20 protein-coding genes are annotated in these 18,743 nt (G+C 70.5%); 12 read left to right on the plus strand and 8 right to left on the minus strand.

Annotated features, from left to right (window positions below; genetic code table 11):
• Positions 1-40: 40 nt before the first annotated feature.
• Positions 41-955: a LysR substrate-binding domain-containing protein gene (locus BM004_RS31625; RefSeq protein WP_093133710.1), complete on the minus strand. Its 915-nt coding sequence runs from the start codon at positions 953-955 to the stop codon at positions 41-43.
• A gap of 181 nt (positions 956-1,136) precedes the next feature.
• On the opposite strand from BM004_RS31625, the gene BM004_RS31630 reads away from it, so the two are divergent.
• The 8 genes from BM004_RS31630 (at position 1,137) to BM004_RS31665 (ending at position 9,570) form a co-directional block, all read left to right on the plus strand.
• Positions 1,137-1,922 (plus strand): ABC transporter permease, encoded by a 786-nt coding sequence (locus BM004_RS31630; RefSeq protein ID WP_093133708.1) that lies wholly within the window; start codon positions 1,137-1,139, stop codon positions 1,920-1,922.
• Between the two features lie 27 nt (positions 1,923-1,949).
• Entirely contained in the window at positions 1,950-2,978 is a 1,029-nt protein-coding gene (locus BM004_RS31635) for an ABC transporter ATP-binding protein (RefSeq protein ID WP_093219262.1), read from the plus strand.
• A gap of 22 nt (positions 2,979-3,000) precedes the next feature.
• On the plus strand, positions 3,001-4,089 hold the full coding sequence (locus tag BM004_RS31640; RefSeq protein WP_093219265.1) for an extracellular solute-binding protein: 1,089 nt from the start codon (positions 3,001-3,003) through the stop codon (positions 4,087-4,089).
• A gap of 19 nt (positions 4,090-4,108) precedes the next feature.
• A complete protein-coding gene (locus tag BM004_RS31645; RefSeq protein WP_093219267.1) occupies positions 4,109-4,930 on the plus strand; it encodes an ABC transporter permease in 822 nt (273 codons plus the stop codon).
• Complete coding sequence (locus BM004_RS31650) at positions 4,881-5,429, plus strand: TIGR00725 family protein (RefSeq protein WP_093219270.1); 549 nt, start codon at positions 4,881-4,883, stop codon at positions 5,427-5,429. The genes BM004_RS31645 and BM004_RS31650 overlap by 50 nt, the downstream gene beginning before the upstream one ends.
• A gap of 336 nt (positions 5,430-5,765) precedes the next feature.
• Entirely contained in the window at positions 5,766-7,283 is a 1,518-nt protein-coding gene (locus BM004_RS31655) for an AMP nucleosidase (protein ID WP_093133839.1), read from the plus strand.
• A 156-nt stretch (positions 7,284-7,439) separates the two neighbouring features.
• On the plus strand, positions 7,440-8,450 hold the full coding sequence (locus BM004_RS31660; RefSeq protein ID WP_177206667.1) for a Bug family tripartite tricarboxylate transporter substrate binding protein: 1,011 nt from the start codon (positions 7,440-7,442) through the stop codon (positions 8,448-8,450).
• 112 nt (positions 8,451-8,562) lie between these two features.
• Positions 8,563-9,570 carry a Bug family tripartite tricarboxylate transporter substrate binding protein gene (locus BM004_RS31665; protein ID WP_093219271.1) on the plus strand — a complete coding sequence of 336 codons (1,008 nt, stop codon included), beginning with the start codon at positions 8,563-8,565 and terminating at the stop codon, positions 9,568-9,570.
• A gap of 30 nt (positions 9,571-9,600) precedes the next feature.
• Here BM004_RS31665 and BM004_RS31670 read toward each other — a convergent pair whose 3' ends face one another.
• Positions 9,601-10,293 (minus strand): ArsR/SmtB family transcription factor, encoded by a 693-nt coding sequence (locus tag BM004_RS31670; RefSeq protein ID WP_093133692.1) that lies wholly within the window; start codon positions 10,291-10,293, stop codon positions 9,601-9,603.
• A gap of 83 nt (positions 10,294-10,376) precedes the next feature.
• Here BM004_RS31670 and BM004_RS31675 point away from each other — a divergent pair, with 83 nt between their 5' ends.
• Positions 10,377-11,582 (plus strand): cytochrome P450, encoded by a 1,206-nt coding sequence (locus BM004_RS31675; protein ID WP_093219274.1) that lies wholly within the window; start codon positions 10,377-10,379, stop codon positions 11,580-11,582.
• On the opposite strand, the gene BM004_RS31680 is transcribed toward BM004_RS31675, so the two are convergent.
• On the minus strand, positions 11,540-12,538 hold the full coding sequence (locus BM004_RS31680) for a pyridoxamine 5'-phosphate oxidase family protein (protein ID WP_093133686.1): 999 nt from the start codon (positions 12,536-12,538) through the stop codon (positions 11,540-11,542). The genes BM004_RS31675 and BM004_RS31680 overlap by 43 nt on opposite strands.
• Positions 12,535-13,200 (minus strand): glutathione S-transferase family protein, encoded by a 666-nt coding sequence (locus BM004_RS31685; RefSeq protein ID WP_093219276.1) that lies wholly within the window; start codon positions 13,198-13,200, stop codon positions 12,535-12,537. The genes BM004_RS31680 and BM004_RS31685 overlap by 4 nt, the downstream gene beginning before the upstream one ends.
• A gap of 126 nt (positions 13,201-13,326) precedes the next feature.
• On the opposite strand from BM004_RS31685, the gene BM004_RS31690 reads away from it, so the two are divergent.
• Entirely contained in the window at positions 13,327-14,217 is an 891-nt protein-coding gene (locus BM004_RS31690; RefSeq protein WP_093219279.1) for a LysR family transcriptional regulator, read from the plus strand.
• Here BM004_RS31690 and BM004_RS31695 read toward each other — a convergent pair.
• From BM004_RS31695 to BM004_RS31710, 4 genes are all read right to left on the minus strand, one after another.
• Positions 14,214-14,828 (minus strand): hypothetical protein, encoded by a 615-nt coding sequence (locus BM004_RS31695; RefSeq protein WP_256220132.1) that lies wholly within the window; start codon positions 14,826-14,828, stop codon positions 14,214-14,216. The two genes, BM004_RS31690 and BM004_RS31695, sit on opposite strands and share 4 nt — an antisense overlap.
• Positions 14,825-15,544, minus strand: a complete 720-nt coding sequence (locus BM004_RS31700; protein ID WP_256220133.1) for a hypothetical protein — start codon at positions 15,542-15,544, stop codon at positions 14,825-14,827. Before BM004_RS31700 ends, BM004_RS31695 begins: the two co-directional genes overlap by 4 nt.
• Positions 15,541-16,383 (minus strand): hypothetical protein, encoded by an 843-nt coding sequence (locus tag BM004_RS31705; protein WP_093219281.1) that lies wholly within the window; start codon positions 16,381-16,383, stop codon positions 15,541-15,543. Before BM004_RS31705 ends, BM004_RS31700 begins: the two co-directional genes overlap by 4 nt.
• 69 nt (positions 16,384-16,452) lie before the next feature.
• Positions 16,453-16,845 (minus strand): hypothetical protein, encoded by a 393-nt coding sequence (locus BM004_RS31710; RefSeq protein ID WP_143072584.1) that lies wholly within the window; start codon positions 16,843-16,845, stop codon positions 16,453-16,455.
• A gap of 65 nt (positions 16,846-16,910) precedes the next feature.
• Here BM004_RS31710 and BM004_RS31715 point away from each other — a divergent pair, with 65 nt between their 5' ends.
• Both BM004_RS31715 and BM004_RS31720 read left to right on the plus strand, forming a co-directional pair.
• The gene (locus tag BM004_RS31715) at positions 16,911-17,864 is read left to right on the plus strand and encodes an ATP-binding cassette domain-containing protein (RefSeq protein WP_093133672.1); all 954 of its coding nucleotides are present in this window, start codon (positions 16,911-16,913) and stop codon (positions 17,862-17,864) included.
• 3 nt (positions 17,865-17,867) lie between these two features.
• On the plus strand, positions 17,868-18,710 hold the full coding sequence (locus BM004_RS31720) for an ABC transporter permease (RefSeq protein WP_093219287.1): 843 nt from the start codon (positions 17,868-17,870) through the stop codon (positions 18,708-18,710).
• The last annotated feature ends 33 nt before the right edge of the window (positions 18,711-18,743 follow it).

The raw sequence follows: 18,743 nt of genomic DNA on the forward strand, positions 1-18,743 counted from the left end.
TGTTCGGCCCTGAGGTTACTCAAGACGGCCTTCTCATTTCTCATGCTTCCACCTCGACACCGCGCGAGGCCACGCCCTCGTCCAGCAGCCATTCGCGAAACGCCGCGAACGCCGGCAGGTCGAGCCGGTCGGGCCGGTAGCAGAGGTAGTGCCCCTGGTTCACGCTCACCGGCGTGCCGCAGGGGCTCAGCAGCGCGCCTTCGGCCAGTTCCTCCTGCACCAGCAGCTTGGGCACGAGCCCGATGCCCAGGCCGTTGAGCGCCGCCTGGATCAGCGCCGAGTACTGCGCGAAGCGCGGGCCGGCCACGGTCTGCACCTCGGGCACGCCGTGCTGCGCGGCCCACTGGCGCCAGGCGGTGGGCGCGCCCTCGTGGTGCAGCAGCGTGTGGCCGAGGATGTCGGCGGGCTGCGCGATGCGGTGGCGCCCCTCGACCAGCGAGCGCGCCACGATCAGCACGAACTCGCGCCCCGCGATGTACTCGGACACCACGCCCGGCCAGCCGTCGGGGCCGTAGCGGATGGCCGCGTCCACGCCCGCCGGAATGCCGTCGCTGGGCTCCAGGTGGCGGCTGAAGCTCAGCATCACGTGGCGGCTCTTCTGGCTGAAGGCCGGCAGGCGCGGAATGAGCCACTTGGTGAGGAAGGTGGGCACGCTCGCCAGCGTGAGCAGGCCCGCGCCGGCGTCGCCCGAGCGCGCCTCGAAGGTCGCGGTCTCGATGGCGCGCAGCCCGCCCGAAATCTTCTGCCAGTACACGCGCCCCTGCGGCGTGAGCTGCACGCCGCGCCCGTTCTTCTGCAGCAGCTCGCGGCCCAGGAAGGCCTCGAGCCCCGCGATCTGCTTGCTGACCGCGCTCACGGTGATGCACAGCGCGCCGGCCGCGAGCGTGATGCTCTGGTGCCGCGCCACGGCGTCGAAGGCCAGCAGTTCCTGGATGGTGGGGCAGTCGCGCTTCATGCGCGGCCCCGCTGCACATGGCTGCGCCGTGTGAAAGCTGCGTGAAAAACGTTTTCCAATTGCTCAAGTGTCGTCATCCAACTTTCACCCATAGGTACGCATGCGCTTCCTAGAATTCGGGACATCGCTGCGGCACGCTCTGCGCAGACAGTAGCGCATCCGGAAAGTATGCCGGGCGCGCATGACACTGGAGACAACCTTGGTTCGCGGCATCTCGCTCATCTACGGCCTGTACCTGCTGCTGCCCATCGTGCTGCTGATGATCGGCAGCCTGGGCGGCAACTGGACCAACACGCTGCTGCCCACGGGCATCACGGGGCAGTGGTACGTCGACCTGTGGCTCGACACCTCGTTCCGCAAGGCCTTCGTGAGCAGCCTGGTGGTGGCCATGGCGGCCTGCGCCATCAACACCGTACTGGCATTGCCGCTGGCCTACGCGCTGTACCACGGCGCGCGGCGCGGCGGCAGCCTGGCGGCGCGCATCGTGAGCGCCACGCCGGTGGCGGTGCCGGCCATCACGCTGGCCTTCGGCTACATGATCGTGTTCAACACCGACCTCGCGCCCTGGCTGGGCTCGATGCCGCTCCTGATCGCGGCGCACGCGATCCTCACGCTGCCCTACCTCACCAACACGCTGCTGACCGACCTGCGCCACCTCGACCTGGGCCGGCTCGAGCAGGCCGCGGCCACGCTGGGCGCCTCGGGCTGGCAGCAGTTCACCGGCGTGGTGCTGCCGAGCCTGCGCCAGAGCCTGATCAGCGGGCTGGTGATGGTGGCGGCCATTTCGGTGGGCGAGTTCGGCGTGTCGAACCTGCTCACGAGCTTCCAGAACCGCACCTACCCGGTGGTGCTGCTGCAGGCCTTCTACGGCGCCACGGGCTTCGCCTGCGCGGCCACGGTGATCCTCCTGGTGCTGGCGGGCGCGTCGGCGCTTCTCTCTTCCTCCCTGGTGAAGCAACGCGCTTGACCACCATGAATCGACCGTGAGCCGACCATGAGCCTCCTCCTCGACAACGTCAGCTACAACTACCCGGGCAGCACGCACGGCCTGCACGAGGTGTCGCTCGACGTGCGCGCGGGCGAACTGGTCGCGGTGATCGGGCCCAGCGGCTCGGGCAAGTCGACCTTGCTGAAGCTGGTGGCGGGCCTGGAGACGGGCCACACGGGGCGCATTGCGCTGGGCGGCGACGACATGTCGCGCACGCCGGTGCACCAGCGCCACATCGGCATGGTGTTCCAGAGCTACGCGCTCTTTCCGCACCTGAGCGTGCTCGACAACGTGGCCTACGGGCTCAAGCTGCGCAAGGTGGCCACCGCCGAGCGGCGCCAGCGCGCGCAGGAGCTGCTGGACATCGTGGGCCTGGGCGACTACGCGCAGCGCGCCGTCGCGCAGCTGTCGGGCGGGCAACAGCAGCGCGTGGCGCTGGCGCGCGCACTGGCCATCGACCCGCGCGCCCTGCTGCTCGACGAGCCGCTGTCGGCGCTCGACGCCAGCGTGCGCGGCCATCTGCGCGACCAGATCCGTTCCATTCAACAGCGCTTCAACGCCACCACGCTGCTGGTCACGCACGACCAGGAAGAAGCGCTGGTGATGGCCGACCGCGTGGCCATGCTGAAAGACGGCCGGCTGCTGCAGATCGCCACGCCGCGCGAGATCTACGAGAACCCCGCGAGCCGCGCGGTGGCCGAGTTCGTCGGGCTCTCGACGATCCTGCCGGCCAGGGTCAGCAGCGCCGACAGGCTGGACCTGGGCTTTGCCGAACTCGCCGCGCCCACGGGCCGCCGCGCCCATGGCGCCCAGGTGCACGTGCTGGTGCGCCCCGAACACATCCGCCCCGACCCGGCACCCGACGCGGTGAACCGCCTCGCGGGCCGCACCGGCGCGCAGCGCTACCTGGGCGCGCTCACGCGCTACGACTTCGAAGTGGCAGGTGCGCCCAAGCCCTTCCTCGCCGAGTCGCCCGCGCCAGCCGTCGAGGCCATCGCCATCGCGCCCGAACACCTCCGTTTACTCGACCACTGAACTTTTCCTTCAAGGAGCCACCATGCAACGCAGACATCTGATCCAGGCCGCCGGCGCATTGCCAGTGCTGTCGCTGGCCACCCTCGCGGCGCGCAACGCCTTCGCTTTCGACGGCCCCGAGCTCTACGCGGGCGAGAAGGCGCTGTACGCCGATGCGCAGAAGGAAGGCCTGTGCGTCTCCTTCGACACCGGCCCCGAGTGGGCCAACTGGAAGTCGCTGTTCGCCGCCTTCAAGAAGCGCTACCCCGAGATCGAGCTGACCTACAACGACATCGGCTCCGCCGCCACCGTGGTCGCGCTCGAGAAGACCAAGCGCCGCCCGCAGGCCGACACGGCCTACTACTTCGCGGCCTCGGGCGTCGACGCGGCCAGGAAGGACGTGGTCGCGCCCTTCAAGCCCGCCAACTTCGACAAGCTGCCGCCGGTGTTCCGCGAGGCCGAGGGCCGCTGGTTCACCATCCACACGCTCAACATCGCATTCCTGGTGAACAAGAAGCTGGTGAAGAACGTGCCCACCGGCTGGGCCGACCTGCTCAAGCCCGAGTTCAAGAGCACGGTGGTCTACCTCGACCCGCGCTCCACCGGCATCGGCCAGGTGCTGACCTTCGCCGCGGCCTACGCCAACGGCGGCAGCGTGGACAACGTGCAGCCCGGCACCGACTACCTGGGCAAGCTGCACTCGGCCGGCAACGTGCTGCGCGTGGAAGGCACCACGCCGTACGCCAAGTTCCTGAAGGGCGAGATCCCGGTGTGGATCAGCTACGAGAACGACGGCCTGAAGGCCAAGCACGTCGACGGCATGGGCGACGCGGTGGAGGTGGTGATCCCGAAGGAAGCCAGCGTGGCCGCGCCCTATGCCATCAGCCTGGTGAAGAACGGCCCGAACCCCAACGCCGGCAAGCTGTGGCTCAACTTCATCATGAGCGAGGCCGGCCAGTCGCTGTTCGCGCAGGGCTTCGTGCGCCCTGCCGTGCCGGGCACGCCGCTGTCCGCCGACGTGGCCGCCAAGATGCCGCCCGCGCCGCAGATCCACCCGCTCGACGTGGTGAAGGCATCGGAGCGCAAGGCCGAGGTCGACAAGCTCTGGGCGCTGGCCGCCCTGGGCAAGTAAGAAGGCCCGAAGGAACGTGATGCGACGCTTTGGCGCCTGGCCCGCCTGGGCCTTCATGGCGCTGTTCTTCGCGGTGCCGCTGGCGGCGCTGCTGCCCGAAGCCTTCGGCGAGGGCGGCAGCGCCTTCGGGCGGCTGTTCGGCAACCCGCTGTTCTTCGGGGCGCTGCGCAACACGCTGGCGCTCGGGCTGGCGGCGGGCGCGGTGTCGGCGCTGGTGGGCACCTGCATCGCGATCGAACTGGCGCGGCAACCCGCGGCGCGGCGCCAATGGATGATGACCTTGCTGGGCCTGCCGCTGGCGTTCTCGGGGCTGGTGATTGCGTACGGCTTCATCCTGGCCTTCGGCCGCGCGGGGTTCGTGACGCAATTGCTGGCGGGCCTGGGTGCGGACCCGGCGGCCATCGGCAGCTGGATCTACAGCGTGTCGGGCCTGGGCTTCGCCTATGCCTACTACCTGATTCCGCGCGTGGCGCTGTCGCTGTACCCGGTGTTCGCCAACCTCGACCTGCGCCCGGCGCAGGCGGCGCGCACGCTGGGTGCGTCGAGGGCGCGGGCCTTCTGGGACACGGTGGTGCCCGAGGTGATGCCCTCGGTGCTGTCGAACGCCTGCATGGTGGCCGCGATTGCCATGGGCACGTATGGCACGGCGCTGGCGCTGGTGGGCACGCAGCTCAACATATTGCCGCTGATGCTGCTGGCGCAGGTGGGCGACGGGGGTTCCGATTTCGCGGTGGCGGCGGCCTTGTCGCTGGTGCTGATGGTGGTGTGTGTGATCGTGATGGGAGTGGGCGATGTCTTTACGCGAAGGCGCGAGCGCGGTGCTGTCGGCGCCGGTCACTGAGGCGCTGACGCGCCTGGCGCAGAAGCAGTGGGGGCCCGAGCGCCATCGCCAGCCGGTGGCCATGCTGGGCCCGGGCGACGGCGGGCCGGCCGAGTGCGAGGCCGCCTATGCGGTGGCGCATGCGCTGGCCGGCGCGGGCATGGCGGTGGTGTGCGGCGGACGCGGCGGCGTGATGGCCGCGGCCTCGCGCGGCGCGGTGGAAGCCGGCGGCATTGCCGTGGGCATCCTGCCCGAGGAGGACGACCGCAACGCCAACGAGTGGCTCAGCGTGGCCATTCCCACGGGCATGGGCGAGATGCGCAACGGCATCATCGCGCGCAGCGGCGTGTGCCTGGTCGCCATCGGCGGCAACATGGGCACGTTGTCTGAAATGGCGATGGGGCTGAAATGGGGCAAGCCGGTGTTCGTGATGCACGGCGACGTGGAACTGCCCGGCGCGGTGCAGGCCCGCGACGTGGACGACATGCTCACCAAGGTGCTGGCCTGCCTGCTGGCCTGATCTGTTTGAGCGGGTTGGGCGCGTTCGGGGCGCGTGCACAGGCCACCGGGTACCCCCCTGCGCGAATGTCCCCCGGGGCTTGCCCCTCCTCCTTTATTTCGCTGCGGGGAGCACCCGATGCCCTGAGCGCGTGGACGCGCTGCCGGTGCAACGCTGATCAACCCCGGCTCTGAAAACGCTCGCGCCGATGGGGTGCCTTGCGCAGCGCAATTAAGGGGGAGCCCGCAGGCCGGAGGACATTCGCGGAGCAAGGCATCCCGTCGGCGTGAGCGCCGCCCTGAACTACAGCCCCAACACGGCCCAAGGCAAACACAGCTGGCATTGCACAATGCCGCCATGCCCTACATGCCCACCTTTGTCGCTCCCGCCCGCTTCACCGATGCCGCCGCCGCGCTCGAACAGGTCAAGGCCATCTACGACGGCGGCCTCGCCCACCTGCGCGAATCGATGCTGCGCTTCGTTGCCGGCGAAGCACTGCCGGGCCGGGTGCGGGCCTGCTACCCCTTCGTGCGGGTGCACACGCACACCGTCTCGCGCCACACGCCGCCGGCCAATGCCGGCCTGAGCTACGGCTTCGTGGCCGGCCCCGGCCGCTACGAGACCACGCTGACGCGGCCCGACCTGTTCTCGCGCTACTACCTCGACCAGTTCCGCCTGCTGCTGGAAAACCACCAGGTCGAGATCGAGGTGGGCACCAGCACGCAGCCCATTCCCATCCACTTCTCGTTTGCCGAGAACGACCACATCGAAGGCACGATGAGCAACGAGCGCCGCGCGCTCATGCGCGACGTGTTCGACCTGCCCGACCTGGGCGTGATGGACGACGGCATTGCCAACGGCACCTACGAGGCGCGCGACGGCGAGGCGCAGCCGCTGTCGCTGTTCACGGCCGCGCGGGTGGACTACTCGCTGCATCGCCTGCGCCACTACACGGGCACCGCGCCCGAGTGGTTCCAGAACTTCGTGCTGTTCACCAACTACCAGTTCTATATCGACGAGTTCGTGCGCCTGGGCCACGAGGCCATGGCCGACGAGAACAGCGAGTACGTGGCGTTCGTCGAACCCGGCAACGTCATCACGCGCCGGCGCGGGCTGGCGGCCGGCGCGAGCGAAACCTTCGCGCACCTGCTGGACGGCAGCCAGGGCACCGCTCCGCCGCGGCTGCCGCAGATGCCGGCCTACCACCTGGTGCGCGAGGACTACAGCGGCATCACCATGACCAACATCGGCGTGGGCCCGGCCAATGCCAAGACCATCACCGACCACATCGCCGTGCTGCGCCCGCACGCCTGGATGATGCTGGGCCACTGCGCCGGCCTGCGCAACACGCAGCAGCTCGGCGACTACGTGCTGGCCCACGCCTACGTGCGCGAGGACCACGTGCTCGACGAAGAGCTGCCGCTGTGGGTGCCGATTCCGGCGCTGTCGGAAATCCAGCTCGCGCTGGAAAAGGCCGTGGCCGACGTCACGCGCTACGAAGGCCCCGACCTGAAGAAAATCATGCGCACCGGCACCGTGGCCAGCACCGACAACCGCAACTGGGAGCTGCTGCCGGGCAACCAGCCGCAACGCCGCTTCAGCCAGAGCCGCGCGGTGGCGCTCGACATGGAAAGCGCGACCATCGCGGCCAACGGCTTCCGCTTCCGGGTGCCCTACGGCACGCTGCTGTGCGTGAGCGACAAGCCGCTGCACGGCGAGATCAAGCTGCCCGGCATGGCCAACCACTTCTACCGCGAGCGCGTGGAGCAGCACCTGCGCATCGGCATGCGGGCCATCGAGATCCTGCGCGAAGAGGGCTCTTCGCGGCTGCACAGCCGCAAGCTGCGCAGCTTTGCCGAAGTGGCGTTCCAGTAAGACAGTAAGAAGAAGGGCTCCAGCCGTGCCTTCGGCCCCGTCGGCGGGTGTGCCGCAGGGGACAGGCACCATCAGGGTTTGTCCTGCCGCCGCGGCACGCTGATTGCGTCGTTTCGCGGACATCATCCGGTTTACCCCACAGAAACCGGAAAAAAGATGACCCAGTCGCGTTCCGTTCCCCTCTCCCGCCGCAGCTTCTCGGCATGGATCGCGGCCTCGGCCGCAGCCGTCGGCGGCGGGCAGGCCGCCCTCTGGCCGCGTGCCGCGCACGCCGCCGACGCACCGCTCAGCAGCAAGCTGCGCATCGTGATTCCCGCCAACGAAGGCGGCGGCTGGGACCAGACGGGCCGCGCGCTCGGCGCCGCGATGCTGGCCTCCGGCGCGGTGGGCAACGTGGTGTACGAGAACATCGGCGGCAAGGGCGGCACCATCGGGCTGGCGAAGTACGCCGAAAAATACGATGCCGACCCCGACACGATGTTGATGAGCGGCATGGTCATGGTCGGCGCGGTGGCGCTGCAGAAGCCCACCGTCACGATGGCCAGCATGGCGCCCATCGCCCGCCTCACCAGCGACTACGAGGTGGTGGCCGTGAAGGCCGACTCCCCCCTCAAGACACCGCAGGACCTGATCGCGCAGCTGCGCAGCGATGCGGGCAACACCGTCATCGCGGGCGGCTCGGCCGGCGGCGTGGACCACATGTACGCCGGCATGCTGGCGCGCGTGGCCGAGGCCTCGCAGACGCTGGTCTACCAGGCGCACCCGGGCGGCGCCGAAGTGGTCGAGGCGCTCGACAGCGGCAAGGCCGCGGCGGGCATCTCGGGCTACAGCGAATTCAGCGAAGGCCTGGCCAGCGGCAAGCTGCGCGCCATCGGCGTGTCGTCCAAGCGGCCGTTCCAGGGCATCGCGTCGGTGCGCGAACAGGGCGTGGACGCCGACCTCGCCAACTGGCGCGGCGTGCTCACCGGGCGCAAGGTGCCGCCGTACCGCAAGGCGGCGCTGCTGACGGTGGTGCGGCGCGCCACCGCCACCGACCTGTGGCAGAAAACCATCAAGCAGAACAACTGGGACCCCTTCTGGATGGAAGGCAAGGATTTCGAGAATTTCCTCGAACTCGACACCGCGATGGCTGGGCCGCTGATCTATCTGCTGAAGCTGAAGGCCTGAGCCGCACGGGTTCGCGGCCCATTTCCGCGGGTTTTCCCTTATCCGAAAACCCGCGGAGCTGACACGTTTTTCGGACATCATCCGGTTACTTTTACAGACAACTGGAAACAAAATGCCGCATCACGTGCCTGCCGGCCTTTCCCGCCGCCACCTCGCTGCATGGATGGCGTCGGCCGCCGCCGCCGGCGTGATGCCCGCCGCGCTCTGGCCCGCGGTGGCCGGCGCGGCCGAGCCGCAGCTGGCGCCCAAGCTGCGCATCGTGATTCCCGCCAACGAAGGCGGCGGCTGGGACCAGACCGGCCGCGCGCTCGGAGCCGCGATGGTGGCCTCGGGTGCCGTGGGCGAGATCAGCTACGAGAACATCGGCGGCAAGGGCGGCACCATCGGCCTGGCCAAGTACGTCGAGAAATACGACGCCGACCCCGACACCATCCTGATGAGCGGCATGGTCATGGTCGGTGCGGTGGCGCTGCAGAAGCCCGCCGTGACCATCGCGCAGGTCGCGCCCGTGGCGCGGCTCACGAGCGACTACGAGGTGGTGGCCGTGAAGGCCGACTCGCCCATCAAGACGCCGAAGGACCTGATCGCCCAGCTGCGCGCGGACGCCGCGAAGACCGTCATTGCCGGCGGCTCGGCCGGCGGCGTGGACCACATGTACGCCGGCATGCTGGCGCGCGTGGCCGGCAACGCCGCCGCGCTGGTCTACCAGGCGCACCCCGGCGGCGCGCAGGTGGTCGAGGCGCTGGAAACCGGCAAGGCGGCCGCGGGCATCTCGGGCTACAGCGAATTCAGCGACCACCTGGCCAACGGCAAGCTGCGCGCCATCGGCGTGTCGTCCAAGCGGCCGTTCCTGGGGATTCCGTCGGTGCGCGAACAGGGCGTGGACGCCGACCTCGCCAACTGGCGCGGCGTGCTCACCGGCAAGAAGGTGCCCGCCGAGCGCCGCGCCGTGCTGCTCGAGGCCGTGCGCCGCGCCACCGCGGCCGACCTCTGGCAGAAGACCATCAAGCGCAACAACTGGGAGGCGTACTGGATGGCGGGCAAGGACTTCGAGAGCTTCCTGGACCTGGACACGGCCATGGCCGGCCCGCTGATCTATCTGCTCAAGCTCAAGGCCTGAGCACGACACCTCGCCCCCTGCGCTTCCGGTTCAGGCGAAGAGCTCCGGCATCTCGCGTTGCGCCTTCGGCGTGAGCGTGAGCGCCCGCCCGTCGAGCTCCTGGCGCACCCAGCCCCGGCGCAGCGACAGCTGCAGCCACGCCGCGCCCAGCGCGCCACCCAGGTGCGGACGGCGCTCGCTCCAGTCGAGGCAGGCGCAGGCGAAGCGGCGGCGCGAGCGGCGCACCGTGTCGACTTCCACGCCCAGGCTCTCCAGCGCGACGGCGCCTTCGGTCGTGAGCTCGTAAGAGCCGCTCTGCAGGCCGCTGAGCCAGCCCTGCGCATGCAGCCGGTCGTGCAGCGCCACGCCGGCGGTGCCCGCCATGTGGTCGTAGCAGGTGCGCGCGCTGCGCAGCCGGCTCGGCGTGTTCGGCTTGAACTCCGGCGTGCGCGGCGCGCCGGCCACCACCATGAGGCTTTCAAGCGCGGCGGCCACGTCGTCGTTGGCGAGGCGAAAGTAGCGGTGCTTGCCCTGCACCAGCAGCTCGACCAGGCGCTCGTCCTTCAGCCGCGCGAGGTGCGCGCTCGCGGTCGACGCGGCCACCTCGGCCACGGTGGCGAGCTCGGTGGCGGTGCGCGCGTGGCCGTCCATCAGGCAGCTCAGCATGCGGGCGCGCGCCGGCTCGGCGATGGCGCCGGCCAGGCGGGCCAGGTGGAAGTCGGCGGAGGTGGCAAGGGTGTCCATGGGCGCATCCTAAGACGGTGGCGCACGCCACACTTCGTTCGCGGGCGAAGTGTGGCGGCACGGCCGATCGCACACTGCGGTCCATGAACCCAGCCACCCACGACTTTCCCGCCGACCCGGTCGCCGCCGTCACGCATGCCGACCCGTACCCGTACTACGCCGCGCTGCGCGAAGGGCCGCCGCTCGCCTGGAACGACACGCTGCGCCTGTGGGTCGCCAGCCGTGCGGACGTGGTCGAGCAGGTGCTGCAGGCGCACGCCGTACTGCGCGTGCGTCCCGCCGCCGAGCCGGTGCCGCGCGCCATCGTGGGCAGCGCGGCCGGCGAGGTGTTCGGCCACCTGGTGCGCATGAACGACGGCGCGGCGCACCAGGCGCACCGGCCCGCGCTGCAACGCGCGCTGGCCGGGCTCGACCTGAACGCGGTGCGCGACGCGGCGCTGCAGGTGGCCCAGCGCGTGCCTGCACAGCAAGCGCTGTCGGACACGCTGTTCTCCGTGCCCGTGCAGACCGTGGCGCACCTGCTCGGCTTCGACGACGACGCGCTGCCGCAGGTCGAGCGATGGATGCGTGACTTCGTGGCCTGCCTGTCGCCGCTGTCCACGCCGGAGCAGTTGCAGCAGGCCAGTGCGGCGGCCGGCGCGCTGATGACGCGCTTCGAAGTGCTGGTCGCGGGCGCAACCCCGCGGCACGGCACGCTGCTGGCCGGCGTGATGAACGGCACGATGGCAGGCGCGCTGGCAGACGCGCTGGCAGACGGGTCGGCAGAAGGCGCCGCGCCTTCGCGCTCGTTGCTCGCGAACCTGGTGGGCCTGCTGTCGCAGACCTGCGATGCGAGCGCCGGCCTGCTCGGCAACAGCCTCGTCGCGCTGGTGCGCGAGCCCGCGCTGCGTGCGGCGGCCCGCACGCGCGACGGGCTGCAGGCCGTCGTCGAGGAAACCGCGCGGCACGATCCGCCGGTGCACAACACGCGCCGCTTCGTGGCCGAACCGGTCACCCTCGCGGGCACGCCGCTCGCAGCGGGCGACGCCGTGCTGGTACTGCTGGCCAGCGCCAACCGCGATGCGTCGTTCAACCCCGACCCCGACCGCTTCATGCGCGTGCGCGCCAGGCGCCGCATGCTCGGCTTCGGCCACGGCATGCACGCGTGCCCCGGCCAGGCGCTGGCCTGCACGCTGGCCGCCGCCGGGCTCGAGGCCTTGCTGTGCCGCGCACCCGACCTCGATGCGCTGCGCCAGCGCGGCTGGCGCTACCGGCCGTCGGTCAACACGCGCATTCCGCTGTTCCACTGACCGGTGCCGGACAGGTGCGGCGAGAACTGCGCGTCGCCCCAGCGCAGCGGCAGCGCCGCGGGCCGGCGCAGCGCATGCGTCACCCGAAAGCGCATCAGCCGCTCCGCGCCCTCGAAGGCCTCCACCTCGGGGCCGTTCCAGACGATCTCGGACGTGACCGCCAGGTGCAGCAGCTCGCCGCTGTCGAAGTCGACGAACAGCAGCCCCGCGCGCGGGTGCGCGGCCAGGTTGCCTAGCGTGTTGAAGAACTGGTTGCCGTTGAAGTCGGGCACGGTGAGCACGTCGGCGTCACCGTCGCTGTCGATGCGCACGAAGCCTGGCCGCCCGCCGCGGTGCGACACATCCACACCATGCGAGCTCGCATCGGCCTCGTCGCCTTGCGCCACTTCGTTCGGGTAGGCGGTGGCGATGAACAGCGTGTCGGCGCTGCCGATCAGGCGGTGCGCCGCCAGGTCGAGCCTGTCGAGCCACTGCACCGGCGCGGCCTTGGCATGCGCCGGGGCAAGCTCGGGTTCGCGCGCCTGGATGTAGCGCGGGCAATTGCCGAAGCTCTGCTGCACCGCGACGGTGAAGCCCGCGGCGTCGAGCGCCTCGACGGTGCCGTTCATGCGGTTGCGCCGCCGCGTGTGCGGCTGGATGCCGAGCAGGCCCAGCGTGGCCCCCGGCTTCAGTTGCCCGGCGAGCGGGTCGCCGGCTGCCGGCAAGGCGTCGATGCGCAGGTGCATGGCATCGGGCGAGTGCATGAAGCCGGCGGGCGCAGCGAGCACGCTGGCCCACGGCTGCAGTTCGGTGTCGATGCTGCCGGCCACGACGAAGGGCAGTTGCTGGAAGAACGCGCGGTGCTGCTCGGGCAGGAAGTCGCGGATCACGCGCGAGCCCACGGCCTCCATCTGCTCGCGCGAGCCGGCCAGCGCCTGCAGCGCCCGCTCGCCCGCATGGAAGGGCGCGGCGATCATGCGACCGCCGCGAGGCCGATGGGCGTGCGCACCATCGGCACGAACCCGGGCAAGGCTTCGACGCGCGCGAGCCAGGCGCGCAGGTTCGGATAGGCATCGAGCGACACGCCGCCTTCGGGCGCATGCGCCACGTAGGCGTAGTTGGCAATGTCGGCCAGCGTGGCCGTGGCGCCTGCGAGGAACGGCTGCTGCAGGTGCGTTTCCATCACCGACAGCAGCGCGTGCGCGCGCTGCACGGTATCTGCGATGCCGGCGGTGTGGGTGGGGTCCGTGGCACGCCCGAACAGCGCCATGATCCGCGCGGTTGCGGGGCCCGACGCCAGCGGGCCGGCCGCCACCGAGAACCAGCGCTGCACGCGCGCCGCGCCGACCGCGTCGCGCGGCATCCAGCGCGCGGGGTCGGGCGCATAGCGTTCGTTGAGGTAGACCAGGATGGCGTTGGAGTCGGCCAGCGTGAGCTCGCCGTCGTCGATCACCGGCACCTGGCCGAACAGGTTGCGCGACAGGAACCCGGGCGTGCGGTTTTCGCGTTTGCCCAGGTCGAGCTCGATGTTCTCGAACGGCAGGCCCAGCATCGTGAGGAACAGGCGCACGCGGTGCACGTGGCCCGAGAGGGCGGTGCTGTAGAGCTTGATGGGCTGAACGGGGGCGGCGGCGGTCATGGGCGACTTCCTTTTTCGGGATGCAAGGCGATGGCAGGGGCGTTGCCCCGATTGTTCTCTCTTGCGCCGAATGAATGAATAGCCGTTTATGTATTTGACTGCTGCGTTTTCCGGTTTAATCGCGCCATGGATCGCTTCAAGGCCATGCAGACCTTCGTGCAGATTGCCGACCAGGGCAGCCTGACCCGCGCCGCCGAGGCGCTCGGCAGCTCGCTGCCCGCGGTGGTGCGCGCGCTCGCCGCGCTGGAGGCGCACCTGGGCGTGCGCCTGTTCCACCGCACCACGCGCCGGCTGTCGCTCACCGAGGAAGGCCGCCACTACCTGCCGAGCGCGCGCGAGGTGCTGCTGGCGGCCGACGCCGCCGACCTCGCGCTGAAGGCCGAGGCGCGCGAGCCGGCGGGGCAGCTCACCATCACCGCGCCGGTGCTGTTCGGCCACATGTACGTGGCGCCGGCCATCGTGCGCTTCATGCAGCGCCACGAGAAGGTGCGCTGCAGCGTGCGGCTGTACGACCGCGCCGTGAACCTGCTCGAGGAAGGCATCGACGTGGGCATCCGCATCAGCCCGCTGGAAGACTCCTCGCTGGTGGCGCAGACGCTGGGCAGCATCCGCCGCGTGGTCGCCGCGAGCCCCGCCTACCTGGCCGCGCACGGCACGCCGCGCCATCCGCGCGACCTGGAAGGCGCGCCTTCGGTGCGCGGGCTCATCGGCGCACCCGCGCAGTGGCTGTTCCGCGAAGGCGGCAAGACCCTCGGCGTGACGCCGGACAACCGGCTGGAGTTCAACCACCTGGCGCCGGCCGTGGAGGCCTGCGCGGCGGGCATGGGCTTCGGCTCGTTCTTCTCGTACCAGGTGCTGCCGCACGTGGCGCAGGGGCGGCTCGCGCTGGTGCTCGAAGACTTCGAGCCGCCGCCGCGGCCGGTGAGCGTGATCTACCCGAACGCGCGCTTGCTGCCGGCGCGCACGCGGGCGTTCATCGAATGGATGAAGGCCGAGTTCAGCGGGCTCAGGCTCTAGGTGGGTTGCGCCGGCGGCAGCACATAGGCTGCGAACAGGTCGGGCTCCAGCGGCTCGCGGCTGTCGTGCAGGCAGAGCTCGCTGTCCTGCTGGAGCAGCGGCCAGCCGTCTTGCGCCAGGTGGCCGGTGAGCGCGTCCACGCCGGCGCTGAACTCCGCGAGCGAGGCGCGTCCGCGCAGCGTCACGAAGCAGGTGTCGGCTTCCTCGCGCAGGCCGTCGCGCGAGAGCTGCGCGCCGTGCGCCTCGCACAGGGTGCGCAGCGCCGACAGCTCATGCAGGCCCGACACCGGCCGCAGCTTGCCGCGCCATTCGAAGTACTGGCCGGGCCGGCCCAGGCGCTGCGCCTCGCTCACGCGCGCATCGACCTTCACGCCCAGCACGGCCATGCCCGCGCGCGCCAGCCATTGGGCGAGCGCCATGGCCTCGGCCTTGGCCTCCTCGAGGTCGGCGCGCAGCCAGGCCGTGGCCGAGGGCTGCCACATCGGTTCGCCGTGGTGGGAGTCGATCAGCAGCGGACGCAGGCCGACCTGCTCGCACAGCGAGACGAACAGCGAGATCTGGCCGTCCTGCAGCGTGCCGCAGGTCAGGTGGAGTTCGAGCATGTCCTTCATGGCACGGCCACCGGTGCCGGCAAGGGCTTGCCGTCGCACAGCGCGGCGGCGTCGGCGGCCATGGCGTGCACCGCTTCCTCCAGGCCGAGGTTGAGCACCGACATGAACTCGCCGTTGCCGCTGGCGAAGTTGGTGCGCGTGCCCATGCCGTGGTACTGGCGCACGGCGGCCTGGCCGCCGGGCAGGCGGTAGCCGACCTTGAGCACGACATGCGAGACCAGGCTGAGGTCCGCCGACCACGCATGCGCGAGGCGCAGCGCCACGTCGGCGGTGACCTGCCGCGCACCGGTGCTCGAGCCAGCGTTCATGGGCGGCGCGCCGAACACAGTCTGGAACCCGTAGCGGCCGGTGGACTGCAGCGCGCCGCGCGTCCAGGCCGTGGCGTCGCCGCTGCGCAGCGACTGCACCGAGCGGGGCGTGGCGTGCACGGTCGGCAGCATCACGGTGAGGTTGCCGGCGTTGGCCTTGTTGCTGCGCGCGTCCTCCACGCCCGGCAGGTACAGCGTGCAGCCGCGCACGAGCCGCGGCGACGCGGCGGGCACGCCGTCGGGCCGCTCGGCGGGGTCGGGCGCCTGCTCGAAGACCATCGGCAGCGGCTCGCCCTCGGTCACCGCATGCGACAGGCCCGGCAGGGCGCAGGCCAATGCAAGCGCGGCGCCGCTCCAGCGCAACGGCTTCGGCCAAGGCCTCGGCAGCGAGTTCGGCAGCGGCTTCACGGCGCGGCGCTCCGCACCGAATACATCGCGCCGTCCTGGTCGCGGAACAGCACGCGGCCGGGCTGCTCGTCGAAGCTCTGGCCGGCCAGCGTGACCCACGAGCCGTTGACGTTGAAGCGCGCGGTCTTCACGCCCGTGCCACGGGCGCCGGCAATGTCCATGGCCACCGCGTGCAGCGTCTGCGTGAGCGACTCGCGCATCACGCCGCGCAGCACCTGCCCGTCGTTGGCCGTGAGCCGGCGGATGACGGCGTTGCGCGCCGTGCCGCCGATGGGCGTCTGGAAGATGGCCGCGGCGCGGTAGCTAGGCTCGGCGCGGCCGTCCTGCCAGAGCAGCGCCGAGGTGCGCGTGGTGAAGGCGCCCAGGCCGGGCTCGAGCGCGTACTGCAGCAACAGCACCATGTAGGCGGGGCCGCCCCTGGTGGCGGCGATGCGGGCCTCCTGCTCGGCCTTCGGCGGCATGGCCGCGAGCACCTGCGAGGAGCGGATCTTCAGCGGGAAGGCGGTCGGCTCGGACAGCGCCGCCTCGAGCGACCTGGCGGCTTCCGCGCGGTAGTCGTAGTCGAGCAGCGGACCGACGATGGCCTGCACCTCGGCGCTCATGTCCTTCTGGCGCGACTGCTGCACCGACGAGTCGATCAGCGCGCCGACGAGCCCGCCGCCGAGCGCCGCGCTCACGCCGGGCGGCTGCGCGGAGAACATGAAGCTCTCCTGCGCGACGACCACGCGCACGTCGACCTCTTGTACCTTGCCCCGGTCCGCGGCCGCCAGCGGCCGGTGGAACGGCGCACAGGCGCCCAGCGCCGCCAGGAGCGACAGCGCCAACACGAAACGCAGCATCCTTGGCCCTCCCACCGCGAAATGCAATTGGGTGTCGATTGTGCCGTTGCCGCGTGAAATCGGCAGACCTTAAGGAGGGCCCATCGTGCCCGTGGTTTTCAAGCGACTGTCGAGCATCCAGCCCATGGTGTCCTCGCCCGTCTTCGGGTGGATGAACATCACCTGCACCCACTCCTTGTACGGCGTGTAGACGGTGACGCGGTCGTTCGGCACCAGGAACTTGCCGCTGTCGCAGCCGGCGTCGGGCGCGCTGTGCAGGTGCGCCCGGCCGGTGCCGGTCACGACCGCACCGTGGCGGGGCATGAAACCCGGGCTTTCGTTGGCGACGGCGTGCAGCGCCTCGCAGCGTTTCGAATCGCCGGGCGGGGCCGCCGAAGCCGGCGGCGTGGCGGCCAACGTGGCCAGCGACGTGAATGCAGCGAACGCCGCCAGCGCGGCGCCGCGTGAAGTTGCTCTGAACATCGGCGGATTGTCCATCGATTGAAGCGAGCAAAACGCGCGCCGCGGGCCTGCGTCAGAATGGCCGCGTGCCGCCTTCAGCCTCCCCCTCCCCCACTCCCCCTCCTCTTTTCCAGGTCAGCCATCTGCGCAAGCGCTATGGCGACACCACGGTCGTCGACGACCTGTCGTTCGAGATCGCGCCCGGCGAATGCCTGGGCGTGATCGGCCCGAACGGCGCGGGCAAGACCACCACCATCCGCATGTGCCTGGGCCTCACCGCGCCCGACGGCGGCGAGATCTCCGCGCTGGGCCTGCAGATGCCGCGCGACGCGCTGGCCATCAAGGCGCAGCTGGGCGTGGTCACGCAGTTCGACACGCTCGACCCCGACTTCAGCTGCGCCGAGAACCTGGTGGTGTACGGGCGCTACTTCGGCTTCGGCAAGGCGCAGGTGCGCGAGCGCGTGCCGCTGCTGCTGGAGTTCGCGGCGCTCTCGCACAAGGCCGACGCCAAGCCGGGCGAACTGTCGGGCGGCATGCGCCGGCGGCTGTCGCTGGCGCGCGCGCTGGTGAACGACCCCAAGCTGCTGCTGCTCGACGAGCCCACCACCGGCCTCGACCCGCAGGCGCGCCACCTGATGTGGGAGCGGCTGCAGGTGCTGCTGCAGCAGGGCAAGTCGATCCTGCTGACCACGCACTTCATGGACGAGGCCGAGCGCCTGTGCTCGCGGCTGCTGGTGCTCGACCACGGCCGCAAGATCGCCGAGGGCAAGCCGCGCGACCTGATCGCCGAGCACCTGGAGCCCGACGTGGTCGAGGTGTACGGCAACGGCGCGCTGTCGCTGGCCGAGTCGGCCGAGCTCAAGGCCATGGCCGCGCGCGTGGAAGTCAGCGGCGAGACCGTGTTCTTCTACACGCAGGACGCGCGCCGCCTGCTGGACGCGCTCACGCAGCACGGCGGCCTGCGCACCTTTCACCGGCCGGCCAACCTGGAGGACCTGTTCCTCAAGCTCACCGGCCGCCAGATCCGCGAAGACGGCTAGACCATGAACACGACGACAACCACAACCACAACCGAAACCGCCGCGCCGCCCTCGCCCTCCGTGTGGCGCGCCCCCGAGATCTCGCTGCGCTGGTGGCCCGTGTTCCTGCGCAACCTGCTGGTGTGGCGCAAGCTGGCCATTCCGAGCCTGATCGGCAACATCGCCGAGCCGCTGATCTGGCTGGTGGCCTTCGGCTACGGCATGGGCGCGCTGGTGGGCCAGGTGGCGGTGGACGGCGTGAAGGTGCCCTACATCCTGTTCCTGGCGAGCGGCTCGATCTGCATGAGCGCCATGAACGCGGCCAGCTTCGAGGCGCTGTACTCGGCCTTCTCGCGCATGCACGTGCAGAAGACCTGGGACGGCATCATGAACGCGCCGGTCGGGCTGGACGACATCGTGCTGGCCGAGATGCTGTGGGCGGCGTTCAAGTCGATCTTCACGGTCACGGCCATCCTGTTCGTGATGCTCGGGCTGGGCATCAGCCACAGCCCCAAGCTGATCGTGGCGTGGCTGGTGCTGATCGGCGCGGGCATCACCTTCTCGTCGATCGCGCTGATCTTCAACGCGCTGGCCAAGGGCTACGACTTCTTCACCTACTACTTCACGCTGTTCATGACGCCAATGATGTTCCTGAGCGGCGTGTTCTTCCCGCTCGAGCAGCTGCCGGCCGCCGTGAAGGCGGTGGCGGCCTGGCTGCCGCTGACCAATGCCGTGATGCTGGTGCGCCCGCTCTTCATGGACCAGTGGCCGGCGCAATGGTGGCTGCACGCGGCGGTGCTGGCGGTGTATGCGGTGGCGGCGTTCTGGATCGCGCTGGCGCTCACGCGCAAGCGTTTCAAGGGCTGAAACACGGGGCCGCCGCGGGCCCCGTCAAGCACC

This window comes from Variovorax sp. OK212, assembly GCF_900112425.1.
GTDB lineage: Bacteria > Pseudomonadota > Gammaproteobacteria > Burkholderiales > Burkholderiaceae_C > Variovorax.